This window comes from uncultured Polaribacter sp., assembly GCF_947497695.1.
GTDB lineage: Bacteria > Bacteroidota > Bacteroidia > Flavobacteriales > Flavobacteriaceae > Polaribacter.
On sequence record NZ_CANMHM010000004.1, the window covers coordinates 171,542 to 191,594 of the forward strand.

The 20,053-nt window shown below is 28.7% G+C and carries 19 protein-coding genes; 10 read left to right on the forward strand and 9 right to left on the reverse strand.

The window, feature by feature from the left end; all coding sequences use genetic code 11:
• Window positions 1-68: 68 nt before the first annotated feature.
• The gene (locus tag Q0731_RS06935) at window positions 69-407 is read right to left on the reverse strand and encodes a DUF2853 family protein (RefSeq protein ID WP_299061806.1); all 339 of its coding nucleotides are present in this window, start codon (window positions 405-407) and stop codon (window positions 69-71) included.
• Between the two features lie 242 nt (window positions 408-649).
• Between Q0731_RS06935 and dnaK the strand changes: the two genes are divergently transcribed.
• From dnaK to Q0731_RS06975, 8 genes are all read left to right on the forward strand, one after another.
• On the forward strand, window positions 650-2,554 hold the full coding sequence (gene dnaK / locus Q0731_RS06940; protein WP_299061807.1) for a molecular chaperone DnaK: 1,905 nt from the start codon (window positions 650-652) through the stop codon (window positions 2,552-2,554).
• 518 nt (window positions 2,555-3,072) lie between these two features.
• A complete protein-coding gene (locus Q0731_RS06945; RefSeq protein ID WP_299061810.1) occupies window positions 3,073-3,324 on the forward strand; it encodes a hypothetical protein in 252 nt (83 codons plus the stop codon).
• Between the two features lie 228 nt (window positions 3,325-3,552).
• Window positions 3,553-4,794, forward strand: a complete 1,242-nt coding sequence (locus tag Q0731_RS06950; RefSeq protein ID WP_299061814.1) for a histidine kinase — start codon at window positions 3,553-3,555, stop codon at window positions 4,792-4,794.
• Window positions 4,795-4,839: 45 nt separating this feature from the next.
• Entirely contained in the window at window positions 4,840-5,598 is a 759-nt protein-coding gene (locus tag Q0731_RS06955; RefSeq protein ID WP_299061817.1) for a LytTR family DNA-binding domain-containing protein, read from the forward strand.
• 383 nt (window positions 5,599-5,981) lie between these two features.
• Entirely contained in the window at window positions 5,982-6,770 is a 789-nt protein-coding gene (locus Q0731_RS06960) for a hypothetical protein (RefSeq protein WP_299061820.1), read from the forward strand.
• A gap of 146 nt (window positions 6,771-6,916) precedes the next feature.
• Complete coding sequence (locus Q0731_RS06965) at window positions 6,917-7,441, forward strand: hypothetical protein (protein ID WP_299061823.1); 525 nt, start codon at window positions 6,917-6,919, stop codon at window positions 7,439-7,441.
• A 73-nt stretch (window positions 7,442-7,514) separates the two neighbouring features.
• Entirely contained in the window at window positions 7,515-8,810 is a 1,296-nt protein-coding gene (locus tag Q0731_RS06970; protein ID WP_299061825.1) for an NAD(P)/FAD-dependent oxidoreductase, read from the forward strand.
• A gap of 2 nt (window positions 8,811-8,812) precedes the next feature.
• On the forward strand, window positions 8,813-9,112 hold the full coding sequence (locus tag Q0731_RS06975; protein ID WP_299061828.1) for a hypothetical protein: 300 nt from the start codon (window positions 8,813-8,815) through the stop codon (window positions 9,110-9,112).
• Between the two features lie 514 nt (window positions 9,113-9,626).
• On the opposite strand, the gene Q0731_RS06980 is transcribed toward Q0731_RS06975, so the two are convergent.
• Entirely contained in the window at window positions 9,627-10,472 is an 846-nt protein-coding gene (locus Q0731_RS06980) for a hypothetical protein (protein ID WP_299061831.1), read from the reverse strand.
• A 394-nt stretch (window positions 10,473-10,866) separates the two neighbouring features.
• Between Q0731_RS06980 and Q0731_RS06985 the strand changes: the two genes are divergently transcribed.
• A complete protein-coding gene (locus tag Q0731_RS06985; protein WP_299061833.1) occupies window positions 10,867-11,289 on the forward strand; it encodes a DUF2141 domain-containing protein in 423 nt (140 codons plus the stop codon).
• Between the two features lie 181 nt (window positions 11,290-11,470).
• On the opposite strand, the gene Q0731_RS06990 is transcribed toward Q0731_RS06985, so the two are convergent.
• From Q0731_RS06990 to kynU, 6 genes are all read right to left on the reverse strand, one after another.
• Window positions 11,471-11,995: a 3-hydroxyanthranilate 3,4-dioxygenase gene (locus Q0731_RS06990; protein WP_299061835.1), complete on the reverse strand. Its 525-nt coding sequence runs from the start codon at window positions 11,993-11,995 to the stop codon at window positions 11,471-11,473.
• Between the two features lie 192 nt (window positions 11,996-12,187).
• Window positions 12,188-12,388, reverse strand: coding sequence for a DUF6500 family protein (locus Q0731_RS06995; protein ID WP_366915400.1), 201 nt, complete (start codon window positions 12,386-12,388; stop codon window positions 12,188-12,190).
• A gap of 23 nt (window positions 12,389-12,411) precedes the next feature.
• Window positions 12,412-12,921, reverse strand: coding sequence for a PsbP-related protein (locus tag Q0731_RS07000; RefSeq protein ID WP_299061839.1), 510 nt, complete (start codon window positions 12,919-12,921; stop codon window positions 12,412-12,414).
• Window positions 12,922-12,995: 74 nt separating this feature from the next.
• On the reverse strand, window positions 12,996-13,517 hold the full coding sequence (locus Q0731_RS07005) for a DUF1697 domain-containing protein (protein WP_299061842.1): 522 nt from the start codon (window positions 13,515-13,517) through the stop codon (window positions 12,996-12,998).
• A gap of 142 nt (window positions 13,518-13,659) precedes the next feature.
• Entirely contained in the window at window positions 13,660-15,069 is a 1,410-nt protein-coding gene (locus Q0731_RS07010) for an NAD(P)/FAD-dependent oxidoreductase (protein ID WP_299061845.1), read from the reverse strand.
• 84 nt (window positions 15,070-15,153) lie between these two features.
• Window positions 15,154-16,413, reverse strand: a complete 1,260-nt coding sequence (kynU, locus tag Q0731_RS07015) for a kynureninase (protein ID WP_299061848.1) — start codon at window positions 16,411-16,413, stop codon at window positions 15,154-15,156.
• Between the two features lie 257 nt (window positions 16,414-16,670).
• On the opposite strand from kynU, the gene Q0731_RS07020 reads away from it, so the two are divergent.
• The gene (locus Q0731_RS07020; RefSeq protein WP_299061852.1) at window positions 16,671-17,846 is read left to right on the forward strand and encodes a C40 family peptidase; all 1,176 of its coding nucleotides are present in this window, start codon (window positions 16,671-16,673) and stop codon (window positions 17,844-17,846) included.
• Between the two features lie 290 nt (window positions 17,847-18,136).
• On the opposite strand, the gene serA is transcribed toward Q0731_RS07020, so the two are convergent.
• Entirely contained in the window at window positions 18,137-20,029 is a 1,893-nt protein-coding gene (gene serA, locus Q0731_RS07025) for a phosphoglycerate dehydrogenase (RefSeq protein ID WP_299061855.1), read from the reverse strand.
• Window positions 20,030-20,053 lie beyond the last annotated feature (24 nt).

A 20,053-nucleotide genomic window follows, 5' to 3' on the forward strand; every position in this document is an offset into this window, starting at 1 on the left:
AAACTTTAGAAAACAAAAAAAATCCAATTCTTACAGAATTGGATTTTTATTAAAACTTTTTAAAAAAACTAACTATATATAGACTCTTTACCAAATTCTACAGCTAACATATAGTATACAACAGCTCTATATTTACTTCTTTCAGATTTTCCAATAGCATCAATAACTTTGGCAATTGCGTCATCTAGTTTTGGTCCATCAGCCAAACCTAATTTTTTAATTAAAAAATTATTTTTGACGGTTGCTAATTCTTTAGGATCAGAACCAGAAACAGTTTCTGCATCTCTCTTGTAAATAGAAGGACCTAAACCTTTAGTTACCGCTTTTAATAAATCTAAATCATATTTTAGGCCTTTATCGTCCATAAACTTAGAATACTGTGCAATTTTTTCGTCTAACTTACTCATAATGATGTTTTTTGTTTTTAATTATTTGTATTAATAATTGAATTATCCAAATATAGGAAAATAATAACGTTTGTCAAATATTCTTTTTATTCATGTATTAGATACAATTTATGTCATATTGTCACATCAAAATTCACTGTCTTTAAAAATAACTGACATTTTCAAGTCAAAAAGCAGTTGGCACACACTTTGACTATTTGTGATTGTAAATTTGAATAAAAAATTAATATAAATATATTATTATGAGTAAAATAATTGGAATTGATTTAGGTACAACAAACTCTTGTGTTTCTGTAATGGAAGGAAATGAGCCAGTTGTAATCCCTAACGCAGAAGGGAAAAGAACTACACCATCTATTGTTGCCTTTGTTGAAGGAGGAGAACGTAAAATTGGTGACCCAGCTAAAAGACAAGCTGTAACAAACCCAACTAAAACCGTTTATTCTATTAAACGTTTTATGGGTAACAAATTCTCTGAATCTTCAAAAGAAGTAAAAAGAGTTCCTTACAAAGTAGTAAAAGGAGACAATGATACCCCAAGAGTAGATATTGATGGGCGTTTATATACGCCACAAGAAATTTCTGCAATGGTGTTACAAAAAATGAAAAAAACAGCAGAAGACTATTTAGGTACAGACGTTTCTGGAGCAGTTATTACTGTACCTGCTTATTTTAACGATGCACAAAGACAAGCTACAAAAGAAGCTGGAGAAATTGCTGGTTTAAAAGTAGAAAGAATTATAAATGAACCAACTGCAGCTGCTTTAGCTTACGGAATGGACAAAGCAAACGACGATAAGAAGATTGTTGTTTTTGATTTTGGTGGTGGTACACATGATGTTTCTATCTTAGAATTAGGAGATGGTGTTTTTGAAGTATTAGCAACAGATGGCGATACACATTTAGGTGGAGATGATGTTGATGAGAAAATAATTAACTGGTTAGCAGAAGAGTTTAAAGCAGACGAAAACATGGATTTAAGAGAAGATCCTATGGCTTTACAACGTTTAAAAGAAGCTGCAGAAAAAGCAAAAATAGAATTATCTAGTTCTTCTTCTACAGAAATTAATTTGCCTTATGTAACTGCTACTGCTAGTGGCCCAAAACACTTGGTAAGAACTTTATCTAGATCTAAATTTGAGCAATTAATAGACGATTTAGTAAAAAGAACAATTGAACCTTGTAAGACTGCACTAAAAAATGCTGATTTATCAACTTCAGAAATTGATGAAATTATCTTAGTTGGTGGTTCTACAAGAATACCTGCAATACAAGAAGCTGTAGAAAAATTCTTTGGCAAAGCTCCTAGTAAAGGTGTTAACCCAGATGAAGTTGTTTCTTTAGGTGCTGCAATACAAGGTGGTGTTTTAACTGGAGATGTTAAAGATGTTCTTTTATTAGATGTTACACCTTTATCATTAGGTATTGAAACTATGGGGAATGTTTTCACAAAATTAATTGATGCAAACACAACCATACCAACTAAAAAATCTCAAATATTTTCTACAGCTGTAGATAACCAACCTTCTGTAGAAATACATGTTTTACAAGGTGAAAGAGCAATGGCTGCAGATAATAACACTATTGGTCGTTTTCATTTAGATGGTTTACCACCAGCACAAAGAGGTGTTCCACAAATTGAAGTTACTTTTGATATTGATGCCAATGGTATTATCAAAGTTTCTGCTTTAGACAAAGGAACAAACAAATCTCACGAAATTAGAATCGAAGCTTCTTCTGGATTATCTGAAGAAGAAATCGAGAAAATGAGACAAGAAGCAGAAGCAAATGCAGATGCAGATAAAGCTGCTAAAGAAACTGCAGAAAAAATCAACGAAGCAGATTCTATGATTTTTCAAACAGAAAAGCAATTAAAAGAATTTGGTGACAAATTATCTGATGATAAAAAAGCACCAATTGAAGCTGCTTTAGTTACTTTAAAAGCTGCACATGAATCTAAAGATTTAGCACAGATTGATACTGCTTTAGCAACGATCAACGAAGCTTGGAAAGCTGCCTCTGAAGAGATGTATGCTGCACAAGGAGGTGCTGAAGGAGCAAATCCTGGAGCAGAACAACAAGGTCAACCAGAAGCAGATGCTCAAGGAGACAATGTTGAAGATGTAGATTTTGAGGAAGTAAAGTAAGCAGAGAACCAAAATTTCATTAGAAATTTTGTATGAATCGCTTATTCCGACGAAAGGAGGAATCTCAAAAAGAAACTGAACTTGTTTCAGAATATCAAAAGAAAAACACATTTTCTTAAAATAACTAAAACGCAATCATTAATTTGATTGCGTTTTTTTTGATTATTAGTGAAATAGAATTTTGCTTTTGCAAAATTCGTAATTGAACTTATCCTGCTTTTTTAGCGGAATCTCAAAAATAAATTTTAGAATTTAGCTTGAGGTTACTTAAAATAGTCTAGACTAAACCTATATTGTTTTGAAAACCTTATAGAATTTATTAAGGATCTATTTTCTTAAAACAACTAAAACGCAATCATTTATTTGGTTGCGTTTTTTATTATAAAAATTAGTAATTTTATTTAGGCAACATATCAAATTAAGCCATAAAGGCATTTGGGAAACTAAAACATATTATTCGGAAAAAAACTACCAAATTAAAAATTAAAAAATTCTATTTTTGGGTAAGTAACAACACAATGAAAATTATATTAGAAGCCATATTTTTATTTGCTACTTGTATGATTATGATAAGTCATACTGAGGATGAACTTCCATTAAAATCTTTTACTAAAAATAAAGATTTTACTTTTAAAATCAATAAAAACGCTTTTGAAATAATAAAGAATAGAAATTCATCAAAAAAAATTAATCCTCTAACAAAAACAAAAGTTAAACAAAGAACCAAAGATATAGAAGTTGCAACCATTAAAGATATTGATGTAAATTAAAAAAACACTAGTTATAAATATACATCACAACAAAAAATAAAATTTCAGGGGAAAGAAAAGTAGATAGAAGAAAAAGTTGATTTTTGTTGAGTAAAAACGTAATCATTACTTTTGATTACGTTTTTTTTTATTTTTAAAATAAGGTAACTTATAATTTAAAAAAACTAATTTTAAATCTAAATTTACATTACAACCAAATATTACCTTCAAATATTTAGAATTTACTTGATGAACAAAATAAAAAAACTCTACAAACAAATAATGAATATTGGTGTTTATGAAGACACTATAGCAGAATATAAAAAAGTTAGACTTCTAAATGCTTTTTGTTTAACTTGGGCTGGTTCTATTGTATTATTTATGGCGTTAGACCCCTTTTTTAGTCAAAACCTTTTACAAAGTATTCAGATTCATTTTTTTTCTTTTTTATGTATTGTTTCTGTATATCTTCTTCAACATCATAAAAAATATACACTAGCAAGAGTCCTTTTTATTTCCGCCTTAATTTCGGTTACTTTTATTTTTTCTAATTTCATAGAACCTCTAAGATTAATGGAAAACTTTTACTTTGTATTTCCTTTAATTGCACTTGTTTTTATTGATACAAAATGGATTACTATTGCTATTATGATTATCTGTTGGTTACTTTATTATGTGCCCTTTGAACTAGAAACAAATCAATACCCAAAAGGCATGATGAACCCTGTTTTAATACTAACAGTATTTACAGGAACCTACATTATTTTAAATTACTCAAAAGTCTTAAATAAAAAAAGTGAGAAAAAACTTTTAGAAAGCAATCAAAAATTAGAATTGGCTTATTTAGAATTAGAAGAACGTAAAAAAAGTGAATTTGCTAACTTACAGCTAAAATCATTACGAGCACAAATGAATCCTCATTTTATGTTTAATGCCATGAACTCTATACAAAGTTTGGTTTTAAAAGGCGATAAACATGAAGCTTATAATTATCTTACAAAATTTGCTTCATTAATAAGAGAAAATCTAAACATGAGTGAAAAAAGTTTTATTGAATTTGATGAAGAATTATCGCTTTTAAAAAAATATTTAGAATTAGAAAAACTTCGATTTCGAGACGATTTTGAATATAAAATTATAGGAGAACATGAGGTTAATAATATAAAAATCCCTTCTATGATTATTCAACCTTTTATAGAAAATGCTATAAAACATGGCTTACTACACAAAATAGAAGGCCTTAAAAAAGTGAAAATAGAATTCTATTTAGATACTGTTCTTAAATGTATTATTACTGATAATGGGGTTGGAATTAAAGCATCAGAAAAAATTAATATAAAAAACCTATCAAAAGAAGTTTCATTTTCTACTAAAGCAATTAAAGATAGGTTGGCTTTGTTAAAAGATTATTATAAATCTGATATTGGTTTTAAATATGAAGAAATCTCTGAAGGCACAAAAGTTATTTTAAAAATACCTTACAACACTTAATAAATAAAAAGTTGTTTTAAAAACCTGTAATACTTTAAAATAAATATGGAAGCAATAAATGCAATTGTTATTGATGATGAAATAAATGCACGTGAAAACTTGGGTTATTTATTAAACGAATTTTGTAAAAACATTACAGTTATTGATGAAGCAAAAAATGTTGATGATGCTGTTGTAAAAATTAAAAAACACAAACCTCAACTTATTTTTTTAGATATAGAAATGCCTCAAAAAAATGGATTTCAACTCTTAAATTCATTTACAGAAATAAATTTTCAAATAATATTTGTTACTGCTTATGATAAGTATGCTGTTAAAGCTTTTGAAGTTGCTGCCCTAGATTATTTGCTAAAACCAATAGATATAGAAAAATTAATAAAAGCAGTAGAAAGAGCAACAATAGCTATTAAAAACAAAATAGAAAATAGCAGATTAACTCTTTTAAAGGAAAATAAAAAAACAGTAAAAAGAATTGCAATACCATACAAAAGTGATTATGTTATTTTAAATGTTTTAGACATTTTTTGTATTGAGGCAGATAGAATGTATTCTATTATACACAAAAAAAGTGGTAAAAAATATATAGCCTCTAAAAAACTAAGTTATTATGAGGATCTACTTTGTAATGATGGAATTTTTAAAAGAGTACACAGGTCCTGGGTTGTAAACACAAACAAAATAGAAATGTATTCTAAAAAAGATAGAACAATTCTATTAGAAAATCAATTTAATATCCCCGTAAGTAAAAGCTATAAAGATAGTTTTGAAAAAACATTAGAAATAAACAACAACTCAGAAAAATAAGTATATTGTAAAAACTAAAACCAGTTAAAAAGTAATTCTTTTTGAAACTTACACACTTTATAAAACAGTGCCGAAAAAATTAACAATGAAAACGCCACAAAAGCAGTCTCATTTTCTACCAAAGCAATTAATGATAGGCTTATATTACTAAAAGATTATTATAAATCTGATATTGGTTTTTATTATGAAGAAGTTAAACAAGGTACAAAAGTAATTTTAAAAATTCCATTTTCAGAATAATATAGAAATCTAATATTATTTATTTTAATCATAAAAAACAAGAAAAAAATTATTCGGAAACAAAAGCACTTCATTTGGAAATAAAAAAAACAGATCTATAATTGTTATCTTTAATTTTACAGTATAACCAAAAAACATCAAAAATGAAAAAATTAAAAATAGTATTATTTTGTTTTGCTGTATTTGCTTTGGCATCATGCAATGAAAAAAATGAAGAAATGGAAGAAGCTATGAATAATGCTCCTGGACAATTCACAGTAACATTATCAGCAGCAAATATTAAACAATTAGAAGTAAAAGAGGCTGTTAAAAGAGATGTTTCTCCATCAGAATCTATAACAACATCAAGTTCTCTAAAAGCAACATGGACAGAAGCTGTGGATCCTGAAGGAGATGCAGTAACTTATGATGTATATGTAAATGGCACATTAACAAAAAGTGATTTAACTGATAAAGAAGCAACTATTTCTTTCACTTCAGATGCAAAAGTTACAGTGAAGGTTGTTGCAAAAGACGCTAATGGAGCAACAACATCAGCAGAAGCTGTAAATAATACTCCTGGATCTTTTTCAGTTACTTTAACAGAGGCTAACACAGCAGAATTTGTAGAACTTGTTAAAGTCAAAAAATCTGTTACACCTATTAAAGAAGCAGTATCTAGAAATAAAAATTTAGATGTGACTTGGACAGAAGCTGTTGACTCTGATGGAGATGCTGTCACCTACAATGTTTATGTAAATAGCACGCTTACTAAAAGCAACCTAACTAACAGAGAAACAGTTATTTCTTACAATCCTAATGAAAACGTAACTGTAAAGGTAGTTGCAACTGACACTAAAGGGGCTACTTCTTCTGCTGAGGCTACTAAAACGCCACAATTGTTAATTGTAGATGTTACCAAAGCACCATCAAAATTATTATCTGCAGAGTAAAAACTATTTATCTGTATTTTTAAAAATAAAACAAAAAAACTCCGTTTTAAAAACGGAGTTTTTTTGTTGTAAAAAATGTGAAAAATAAATTAAAATGATACTATTAATTTATTATGTTTAATTTTATCAAAAAATAAGATACTTTTTTGAAAACCTATAATAAAACCAACTTCTTTAAACATACTTTTTGCGAATTTAAACAAGTTGATGATTTTCAATTTCCAGAAAACACCAATTATAAAAGTAAATCTGAAAGCATGTATTTTTATGCTGATGAAGGTGTTTATAGAAAATCAAATCATTGGGGAAGAGTTGCCAATTGTAGATGGAAACTATTCACTAAAGATACGTATAAGAACCAACAAACTGTAATTGGTTTTGCAAAGTGGACAGACTTCTACCCCATCAACTCAAAAGAAAAAATATTTTTTATTGATGTTGATTTTGAAGAAAAAACAGCTAAAATTCAACCTAAAAAAGAATTACTAAATCATTATCTATTTACATTTTCTGAGGCCCAAAATAAAATAAAGCAAATAACTCATTTATTTAAAGATGATAAATGGGCAAAATATTTTGACTTAGAATTAAATGATATTCGTTTAAAAATAATATCCGCATTTATTAATTCTGATAAAACACTCCAAGAAATAAAGCAAAGTTTCAAATAAGAAATCATCGCTTTTCAGTAAATTTGTAATTCTAAAAACCTATCAATCCAATTATCTAAACATCTCAAAAAAAATGAACATTCCACAAACTAGTTTTCCAAGAATTGTAATTATTGGTGGTGGTTTTGCTGGTTTAGCTGCTGCTAAAGGACTTGAAGAGCAAGAATTACAAGTTGTATTGATAGACAAACACAACTATCATACATTTCAACCTTTGCTATACCAAGTTGCAACTGGTGGTTTAGAACCAGATTCTATTGCTTTCCCCCTAAGAAAACGTTTTAATGATGTAGATAATTTCTTTTTTAGACTTGCAGAAGTTTCTAAAATTAATCCTGACAAAAAAGAAATTGAAACCTCTATTGGAAACTTAGAATATGATGAATTAATTATAGCAACAGGTTCTACTACCAACTTTTTTGGAAACACAAACATCCAAAAATTTACTATGGAAATGAAATCAGTTCCACAATCTTTAAACATAAGAAGTTTAATTTTAGAAAATTTTGAAGAAGCTTTACTAACCTCTAATTTAGAAGATAGAAAAGCATTGATGAATTTTGTAATTGTTGGTGGTGGCCCAACTGGAGTAGAATTAGCTGGTGCCTTGGCAGAAATGAAAAAAGGAATTTTACCAAAAGATTATCCTGATTTAGATATCAGGCAAATGAAAATCAATTTAATACAAAGTTCTAGTTGTTTGTTAAAAGGTATGAGTGCAAAAGCATCTGAAAAAGCAGAAGACTTTTTGATAAAATTAGGAGTAAATGTGTGGAAAAACCTGCGTGTTTTAGATTATGATGGAAAAAAAGTAACAACTAATGGAGAAGATCATTTTAAAGCAGAAACTGTTATTTGGGCAGCTGGTGTAAAAGGTGAAATAATTAATGGCTTACAGCCTAATTGCATCATAGAAAGAGCTGCAAGAATTAAAGTAAACGAATATAACCAAGTAAATAACCACACAAATATTTATGCAATTGGTGATGTTGCTTGTATGGCTTCAGAAAAAAATCCTTACGGTCATCCTATGATGGCTCAACCTGCCATACAACAAGGTAAATTAGTAGCAAAAAACATATTAGCAAAACTTTTTAACAAAACCCAAAAAGCATTTATTTATAATAATAAAGGTGCTATGGCAACAATAGGAAGAAACAAAGCTGTGGTAGATTTACCAAAATGGCAATTTCAAGGAGTTTTTGCATGGTTTGTTTGGATGTTTGTTCACTTATTCTCTTTAATTGGGTTTAGAAATAAAGCCATTGTTTTTTTAAATTGGGTTTATAATTATATTCGTTTTGATAGAGAAACCCGTTTAATTATTAGACCCTACAAAAAGAAAAATAAGTTTAGTTTTAGAGCTTAAAGATGAGAATTATTAAGTGCCCTAATTGTGGTGTTTTTAGTAAAAACAAAGACTATTGCCAAGCTTGCAATACTTTAATTTCTGAGCAAAAAAAAAGAGCTTTAAAAGAACAAGCTTATAAAGACCAAGAAATTGCCAAAGTAACTTATGCTAAACAAAACCCAAATTTAGCAGAACGTTTAAAAAAACATCCAAATATCTTCTTTAAAATTATTGGCTGGATTTTGTATTCATCTTTTATGGTTGTAAGTATTATTGGCTCTGGTTTAGCTTGGTTAATTGCTATGATTGCTGCTGGTTAAAATGAAAAATATTTTATCCAAATACATATTAACCTCATGCTTAATAGGTAGTTTTATTTATTTATCTAACTATTTTAATTTTTTATTACCAAGAATTGTTCGCTTTTATGTAAACGATTTTTTAATTATTCCTATTGTACTTTTTATCTGTTTACTAGTTCTAAAAAAGACAAAAAATGATACTAATTACAAAATTAAACTACCAATTATTTTGTATGTCTGTGTTTTATACAGTGTATTATTTGAATTTGTTTTCCCTGAATATTTAACAAGATATACCAAAGATTATATAGATATTATTTTATATTTTTTAGGAGGAATAGTATTCTACAAACTCCAAAAAAAATCCGATTGAAAAAAAGATAGAATCAAAAAACACTACATTTGTTAAAATTTGTTTCGTTATTACTTGTGTTTAAAAACAGAAAAGCCCCAAGAAAAACTCAGGACTTTTCAAACTCAACTAACAAAGCCACTACACTTAATATAATAAGAGTTCTTTAAAATTTGTAAACTATTGGGCTGCTGTTATTCCTTTATTAACAACTGGCCAAACTCCAGGACTTGGTACACTTAGCCCTTTAGTATCTCCCCTTTCTGTGTCTTGTCCAAAATAATACAAAGGCCATCCTTTATATGTTAATTGTGTTTTACCAAAAACAGTTATTGTTCCAAAATCAGCAGCATCTAAAGTACTTGGTATTTCATCTAACGTAATTTCTACAATAGGCCAAGCTCCATTATTAGAAAAATCTGATTTTGTAAAGTTATTAGTGTTTTTTGCATCATTTTTAAAAGAATACATTGTTCTACCTGCAATACTCACAAAATAACTTGTTGCCCCATTACCTAGAGTATAATCGCCTAAATAATTTTTTCCATCATTTCCTATTAGTTGTGCACTTGCATACATAATAGAATAATCTGGTTTTGCAATAAACCATACTCCACCTACTCCATCTCCATTCGTATCTCCTGCACTAGCATCATTAGCAAAAGAATACAAAGGCCAATTTTTGTAAGTTGTCTGTTTGCTACCATCTGCTCTTGTAATAGCACTAAAGTCACTACTATTTAAACCATTTCCTACTTCAATATTTTCTACATAAAATACTGGCCAATTTGCTAAACAACCATCATTACAATTAGAGCTAACCTTTGTATCTTTAGAGAAAAAGTATAAAGAATTGCCATTAGCATCTACCAAAATGTCGCCTAAACTAGCATCTGATGATAATTTAATAGTTGTAGTATCTACTATACTATTGTCAATATCATCATTGTTGTCATTACAACTTGCTATTGTCAGTAAAGTAATTGCAAAGAAGCCTAAAATTAATTTGTTTTTTAAATTTTTCATTTTTTAATGTTTTATATATTTATAATTATTGTTGATGCAAATTAACGCCGATAAAGAGTTTTAGCTATTATAAAGGTGTATGAAAGGGAAAAACACCACCTTAAAAGGGAAAAAAAGCGTTATTTAAATCCCTTAATTTTATCAACTTATGTTAAAGCCGAATTTTAAGTCTTTAAACAACTCTTTTCAATAATTTTGCTAGACAACAAATTATACCAAATACAGCATCCATAAAAGAATGTATGTTTTTTATAACCTCAGTTATTAATTTCAAGAAAAACAATTGTAATTCTGCACTAAAAAAATAAATTTTGGTATTGTTCTTGCTAAATATATTTAAAAGTTTAGATATTTGAATTGGCAATACAACTGTAAAAATTAAAATATACATACAATGCAAAAAATAATTTTAATCATAGCTATTATTTTTACAGGAATATTTTTTGCAAATGCTCAAGAACAAGATAACTTTACACTAACTGTAAAAATTACTAACTTAAACTCTAATAAAGGACAAATATTAATTGCCTTGTATAAAGGTGATCATAATTTTTTAAAAAAACGTTTTATAGGAGGAATGAGTAAAATAAAAGACAACAAAGTAACGTATACCTTTAAAAATATACCAAAAGGAGAATATGCCGTTTCGTTTTTTCACGATAAAAACAACAACGGTAAATTAGACACTAACTTTTTAGGAATACCAAAAGAAGATTATGGCTGTTCTAACAATGCAATTGGTTTTATGGGAGCACCAAAATACAAGGATGCAAAATTTGAACTAAACAGTCATAAAACAATTGAAAATAAATTTTAAAAGATTATTAAAAAACAACTTTCTTTTATGCGTATTATTTTCAATTAAAATATAAATCAAACATCAAAAACTAATAATTTGCAGAGCTATTAAGTGTTTTTGATTTACCTTTAAGTATTTGGCAGCCTATTTTATTTACAATACCAAATTAAAATCAGAACCACTTATAATATATTAGAAACTATTTTTTAGGAGCTTCCATTACAGTGCCACATTTGTTACAAGTACGTTTTTTTACATCAGCATAAAAAGCATCAAAAATAACAGGCAAATCAACTTCAATATTTTCTAACTTAAATTTCTTTTTATACAACCTGTTTTCACAATTTTCACAATACCACATTAAAGCATCTTTCATCTTTTTACTTCTTGGGTATTCAATAACCAAACCAACAGTATTTTCTTTTCTTTGAGGAGAATGAGGTACTTTTGCAGGTAATAAATAAATATCTCCTTCATTTATTGCAACATCAATTTGCTTGCCTTTATCATCAATGATCTTTAAAACCATATCTCCTTCTACCTGATAAAAAAACTCTGGTGTTTCATTATAATGATAATCTTTTCTATTATTTGGCCCTCCAACCACCATTACAATATACTCTCCATGATCCCAAACCTGCTTATTACCAACAGGAGGTTTTAATAAATGACGATGCTCATCAATCCACTTTTTAAAATTTAAAGGCTGTACTAAATTGCTCATATTCTTTAAGTTTTTAGTTTTTTTTGAGACAAGAACCAAGACTTTTAGAATTAAACACATTCTGTTTCTAAAAATCTTGATGCTATTAAATATTTTGGGCGTTCCCTAAAAAGGTCGGGCTTTTCGCTGTATCTTTTTGCAAAAAAGCAAAAAGGATGTCGCTGCAATCCCTAACGCAAATTTGTTATAATATTAACTTTTTTGTTGTTCTAAAACCATTTTCTTAATCTTAACTGCCTTTTCAAAATGATCTAATTTGTGGGTTTCAATCCACCATTTGGCTACTTCCATTAACAAAACAGGATTGTCATTTTTGTTTTTGAAAAACGCATAAAAAGACACACCAACATTGTTCCCTTTTTTGGCTATTTTCTCATCACAAACTTGTATCATTTTTTTTACTAAAGTATTTGTCATTAATCAATACTAAAACTATTTAAAATTTTGTCTGATGTTTTTTTAAACCTTTCAAAAGATGCATTTGTAGCATTAAAAGAAAGCGAATACGCTTTGTTATCTTTAACATATAAATGTTGTTTTACTTTAAGAAACATCCCTCCTATTTTGCCAGTCCAAACTATAACTTGGTAATTAATAATACCATTACTTATGGTATTGTCCTCTAAAATTTTAACATCTGGCAGCATGTTATGTATCTTATTTAAAGATAATTTTTTGTATGCTTCTAAAGAAATATTATCTCCTTTTAGCAGACTTACATTTAAGTTTATATTTTCTCTAAACGTTTCATTTTTTTCTATGGGAGATAAAATTACAAATGCAGAGCCACTAGATTCAGTGTCACTAAAAACCCAACTCTTTGGACATTCTATCTTAAAATTATACTTTTTATGAGTTGTCCACTCTTCTTGAGCACAAATAGATAACGAACTCATTATTAAAACTAATAAGATTTTAAATTTCATCTTTTTATTAAATTATTTTTATTAAAAATTTTATTTTTCACTGTATTTTAAAGGCAATAATACCACTAATTTATTTACTCTTTAGCTAATGCTAACAATTTTAAAGTAGTTTTTAAATTTCTTGTGGTAGCAATTACACTTAGTTTATTCTCAATAAAGTTGTTTGTTAGTTTTGTTTTTCCAAAACCAGATTTACAATTTAAGTACACAACATCATTGGCTATTTTGTATTGGTCTTCTATTCTATTTTTAACATCAATTGTAGTTTCTGCTGTTGGGTTGTATAGAAAACAAAAAGCAACAATTTTATCATTTTCTAAAGAAAAAGGATAGTTTTTAATTATTTTTTCTAATTCTGTAATTGTTTTTACTAAAACAGGAATATCAAACCCAAACTTTGTTTTAATAACTTTATTTATAATTGAGCAAATTTCATTTTTTGTTTTTTCAGATTCTAAAATAATATTTCCACTTTGAATATACGTTTGCACATTTTTAAACCTTAAGGCAGCTAATAAATTGCGTAAATCTGCCATCAGAATTTTATTTTTTCCTGATACATTTATTCCTCTTAATAAGATGATGTATGTATTCATAACCCTTTTTAAACTTTCTTTTACTTTTATTAAAGCAACAACTTTTATTAAAGTGTTAGCCCTGATTGAACGACCTGTTTGAGCTCTCACGCTTTTGGGCGTGAAGCGAGTAGTGAAAGCAGGAAATAGCTTCTAAAAAAAATTACATTCCTGCAATCTTATCTTGTTTTAGAATAACTTCTGTTTGTTTTTTTACCTTTTCTAAAATAAGTTTCAATTCACTCTTAGTTGTATTTTGTTGTGTTGTAACCTCATTGTTAAAAATAAGGTTTAACAACGCTTTATCTTGTGCTCTTCCTTTTCTCATAGCTTTATCATAACCAATATCAGCATTAAAAGTAACCATAGAATACTTAGAAAAATACTCGGTAGGAAAGTTTTTCTCTAAATTCATTTCTAACTTTCTTTTCTCTTTAAAAATAGGGTTTGCTACATGATCTCTCATTTCGTAAAAATTATCAATTGCTAAGTTTGCAATAGCATCTGTGTCTGGTTTTCTTACTTTTTGATAGGTTTTAAAAACGGCTTCCCAACTCTTTAAATTCAGGTTTAAAATTTCATCAAATACAGTAATATCTTCAAAAGAAGCATTCATTCCTTGTCCGTAAAAAGGTACAATAGCATGTGCTGCATCGCCCATTAAAACTGTTTTATTTTGATAACTCCAAGGCGAACATTTTATAGTTCCTAAAACTCCTGTTGGATTGTTTAAAAATTCGTCTTTAATATTGGGTATCAATTTTAAAGCATCTGGGAATTCTTGCTCAAAAAACTGTGTTATTTTTTCTTCTGAAGTTAAATTATCAAAATTAAATTTGCCTTCATTATAACTTAAAAACAAGGTTACTGTAAAACTACCATCTAAATTTGGGAGTGCAATCAACATAAAATCTCCACGAGGCCAAATATGTAAATATTGTTTACTTATTTGATGTTTGCCATTTTTATCTGCCGGAATTTCTAATTCTTTATACCCATGATTTAAATAATTTTGGGAGAAACTAAACAAGAATTTCTTTTCTAAGTAATAGCTTTTTCTGAGTGCAGAACCTGCTCCATCTGCTCCAAAAATAGTAGCTCCTTTTACAGAGGATTCTTCCTTGGTTTTATAATCTATAAAATTTACGGTATTGTTTTCTAAATTTACGTTTGTACACTTTTTATTAAAATGAATATTTACATTTTGATGTTTTTCTGCTTCTGTGAGTAAAATTCCATTTAATTTATCGCGAGAAATAGAGTTGATTGCTTCATTTTCTCGTCCTGAATAATCTGACTTAAAAGTATTTTCTTGTTTATCGTGAATTAACCGACCAAACATTGGTATGCAAATTGCTCTTGCTTGCTCTTCTACTCCACACAATTTTAAAGCTTTAAAACCTCTGTCTGACAATGCTAAGTTGATAGACCTACCTGCAGAAATAGCTACTTTTCTAAGATCTGGTCTGCTTTCATAGACTTCAACTTTGTAGCCTCGTTGTGCTAATCTTAATGCCAACAAAGAGCCACATAAACCTGCTCCTATAATTAATATTTTATCTGTTTTGTCCATATTTTTCTTGAACTTGTTTCAGAATTTTATAATTTAATTCTGTTTAATTTTATCAGAAACTGAAATAAATTCAGTTTTGCTATTTTACAAAAGTGTTTTTAAAACAGAAACCATATTAAAAACATCCTCAAAACTGTTATACATTGGTGTTGGTGCACAACGTATTACATCTGGTTCTCTCCAATCTGTAATAATATTATTTTCAGTTAGCTTTTTATGCAAACTTTTATCAGCATTTTTAACCTGAATAGATAATTGACAACCTCTTTCTTCAGAGTTTTTGGGTGTGATTATTTTAATAGCATCAGCGCCAATTTCATTGATTAAAAACTCGAAATAACCCGTTAGTTTTTCTGATTTTTTTCTCAAAGCACCCATTCCTACTTCATCAAACAAATCTAATGATGCTTTTATGGCTGCCATAGATAAAATTGGCGGATTTGACAATTGCCAACCTTCTGCTCCTTTCATCACATCAAAAGGTTGCCTCATGTTAAAACGGGTTTCTTTGTTATGATTCCACCAACCTGCAAAACGTGGTAAGTTTTTATTTTTTGCATGTTTTTCGTGTACAAAAATTCCTGCTAAACTTCCTGGACCAGAATTTAAGTATTTGTAAGTACACCAAGCAGCAAAATCTACATTTGAGTCATGTAAATTAGGTTGAATATTACCTGCTCCATGAGCTAAATCGATACCAACAACACAGTTTTTTGTATGTCCGATTTCTGCAATTCTTTTCAAATTCAAATACTGACCTGTGTAATAATTTACACCTCCAATTAGTAATAAAGCAATTTTATCTCCTTGTTCTGAAATGATTTTTTCTAAATCTTCTATTTTTAATAACTCTTCTCCTTTTTGAGGTTTCCACTCAATAATATCTTCTTTAGAAAATCCGTGAAATTGTAATTGCGATTCTACTGCATATCTATCTGAAGGAAAAGCATCAGATTCTATCACAATTTTATATTTTGTTTTTGTGGGTCTGTAAAACGAAACCATTAGCAAATGTAAATTTGTGGTAAGGGTATTCATTACACAAACTTCAATAGGTTTTGCTCCTACAATTTTTGCCATTTTATCAGTTAACAATTCATGGTAGTTTAACCAAGGATTTTTTGCTTCAAAATGCCCTTCTACTCCTAAGTTTTCCCAATCTTCTAATTCTTGATTGATGTATTTTTTTGTCGTTTTTGGCTGTAAACCCAATGAATTTCCTGTAAAATACAACCAATCCTTTCCATTTTTATCTTTTGGGATGTGAAACTGATTTCTTAAATGTGAAAGCGAATCTTCTTTGTCTTGTTGTTTAGCAAAAGCCAACGAATTTTGATATTGCATTGAATTGAAAATGATTTATTTCAAATATAATCAAAACAAATAGTTTTCGACAAGCTCAAACTGAGATTTGAAAAATTATTGCATTTTGAAAGGAATTGAATAAACGTAAAAATCAATAAAATGTTAGAAGGTCACACTCAGTTTGTCGAAGTGCTTTCTATTCATTAAATTTTAAAGTAATCCATATATTCTTGAAAATTTAATAATCGTATTTTTGAGTTTTGATTTTTCGTACATTCGCTTAAAATCCTTTTTTGATGAAATTTTTAAAACTTTTTTCTATACTGACTTTCGTACTCTTGATGTCTTGTAAAGACGATGTAAAAACAATTTCTGAATTGCAAAATATTCACACCAAACTAAAGACAACTTTTGCTCCTGATAAACGTGTAGCATTGTTTGACATTCATTTTGAACAAGTTGACAACCAACTTATTTTGGAAGGAGAAACTACACATAAAAAAGCTTTTTCGATACTTTTAGATAGTTTGCATCAAAGAAAATTAACATTCACAAACAATGTACGTGTTTTACCAGATTCAGTTGTTGGCAATTTAAAATATGCAATTGCTAGAAATTCTGTGATTAACATACGTTCTCAACCAAAACATGCTGCTGAATTAGGCACACAGGCTTTGTTAGGAATGCCTTTAAAAGTATTAGATAAAAAAGGCGATTTTTATAGAGTTCAAACTCCCGACAAATATATTTCTTGGGTTGACAAAGGTGGCATTACAAGAATGAATAAAACCGATTTTGAGCTTTGGAATACTCGAAAAAAAATAATTTATACCAGAAATTTTGGGTATGTATATGCTGATAAAAATGAAAACTCTGCTATTATTTCTGATATTACTTTAGGTGGAGTTTTAAAATTTAAAGGTTTAGATGTTAATTTCTTTGAAGTAGAATACCCTGATAAAAGAACCGGATTTGTAAAAAGAAGTGAAGGGCTTCTATACGATTCTTGGTTAGAATCTTTAAATACTCCTCAAGAAAACATAGAAATAATTGCCAAATCTATGCAAGGTTTTCCTTATTTATGGGGAGGAACTTCTAGCAAAGGAATTGATTGTAGTGGTTTTACAAAAATGGTGTATTTAATGAATGGTTTTATTATTCCTAGAGATGCTTCTCAGCAAATTAATGCTGGTAAAACTGTTGATAAAAACCTAACTTTTGAAGGTTTAGAAAAAGGAGATTTATTATTTTTTGGCACAAAAGCAACAGCAGAAAAGAAACAACGAGTTGTGCATGTTGGTATTTGGTTAGGAAACAATAAAATGGAATTTATCCATGCTTCTGGAAATGTACATTTAAGATCTATGGATAAAAACCAACCTCATTATGATGAAATGAATAAAAATAGATATTTGGGGAGTAAACGTTATTTAGGTGTTAAAGATAATATGATTATTGATTTGAAAAATTAGTTATAACACAGAGTCTCGCTGAGATTTTTTGCAATATGTCATTCCTGTGAAAACAGGAATCCAAAATAAGCTTTTAAATACTTACTGAATTAAAGGAGTTTCAAAATATTTACAAACAAGTCTAGCCCAGATTGAATCTTTCGACTTCGCTCAAGACAGGCTAACTTTTTTGAGCTCTTTTTTGCCTTTTACAGGCAAAAAAAGCGAGTAGTGAAAGCTGGAAATAGCTTCAAAAAAAAGACCCTTCAAATTATAAAATCTAAAGGGTCGTTTATCATTATAAAATTAGCTTAATAAAGTACTCTAAATTTAATTGTACCTTCTATACTTTTTAGTTTTTTCTTTACTTCTTTATTATAATCTTTATCTAAATCAATAATTACATAACCCACTTTTGGATCTGTTGATAAATACTGACCTGTAATATTTAAATCGTACGTTGCTAAAATTTCATTAATTTTAGCCAATATACCTGGCACATTTTTATGAATGTGTAAAAAACGGTGTGCATTTGTTTGTCTTGGCAAACGAATATTAGGGAAATTTACTGCATCTACAGTATTCCCTGAATTAATGTATGCCATAATTTTGTTCGGTACAAAATCTGCAATATCTCTTTGTGCTTCTTCTGTACTACCCCCAACATGAGGTGTTAAAATTACGTTTGGCAATCCTTTTAATTCGGTATAAAATTCTCCGTTTTTTCTTGGCTCAGAAGGATATACATCTATTGCTGCACCTGCTAATTTACCAGATTTTAACGCAGCTACTAAAGCTTCAATATCTACTACAAAACCTCTTGATAAGTTTACTAAATGTGCACCATCTTTCATTTGAGAAATTTCTTTTTCTCCTAAGAAATTTTTGTTGGCAGCATTGTCATCAACATGTAAAGTGACCACATCTGAAATTGTTAGTAAATCTTCTAATTTACTTACTTTAGTTGCGTTTCCTAAGGCTAATTTATCTTCAACATCATAGTAATAAACGTCCATTCCTAAAGCTTCTGCTAAAATAGATAATTGCTTACCAATATTACCATAACCAACAATACCTAGTTTTTTACCACGAACTTCTCTAGAACCTTGTGCTGTTTTATTCCATTGACCGTTATGAATTTCTGTACTTCTTTGAAAAACAGAACGCATTAACATAATAATTTCTCCGATAGCCAATTCTACTACAGAACGTGTATTACTGTAAGGAGCATTAAAAACAACAATTCCGTTTTCTTTACATGCTTCTAAATCAATTTGCTTGGTACCAATACAAAAAGCACTAACCACCATTAATTTTTCTGCAGCTTCAACTACTTTTTTAGTTACGTTTGTTTTAGAACGGATTCCTAAAACATGTACATCTTTTATTTTTTCTATCAATTCGTCTTCAGACAAACTTTTAGATACAGTTTCTACAGAAAATCCATCTTCAGATAACTTTTTAAAAGCATCTTCATGTACGTTTTCTAGTAATAAAATTTTAATTCTGTTTTTTGGGTAACTGATGTTTCTTGGCAAATCGTTTATGTATAAAAATTCATCTAAATTTGGGGCAATATGGTCTGCGTTTTCTGTAGTTTTAACTCTAGAAACGTTTTCTGTGTAGGCAAAAAACTTATGAGCTACACCAGCTTCTCTAGTTACATAATCACTATAACCATCACCAATAACTTGTATTTCTCCTTCAAGATTCATGTCTTTTAAACACTTTATTTTCCCGTTGTGCTGAGAAAGTGGATTATGAGCATCAAACCCAATAATTTCACCGTCTTTTGCAAACTTAAAAGTATTTGCATACACTCTTTCTGAAGGTATATTGTATTCTTTTACAATAGGATCTATAAATTCTTTAAATCCGCAAGAAATTACATAAATATCATCTGCATAGTTTTCAAAAAATGCTTTGTTACTTTCTATGGACTTTGATACTTGCTTTTTTAAAGCTACTATTAAACCAGATAAATCTGCTTTATTTGCTTTTAGTAATTGAATTCTTTTTTCTAATGATTCTGTGAAAGAAATTTCACCATCAATTCCTAAATTAGTAATGTCAATTATTTGTTGAATAATTGCTTCTTTATTAGGATTATTTTCTAACGTAATTTCAGCTAAAACATCTAGTGCTTCTACCTTTGTTAGGGTACTATCAAAATCAAAAACGTAACTTCTTTTTGTGATACTCATTACTTAAGAATCTGGATTGAATTT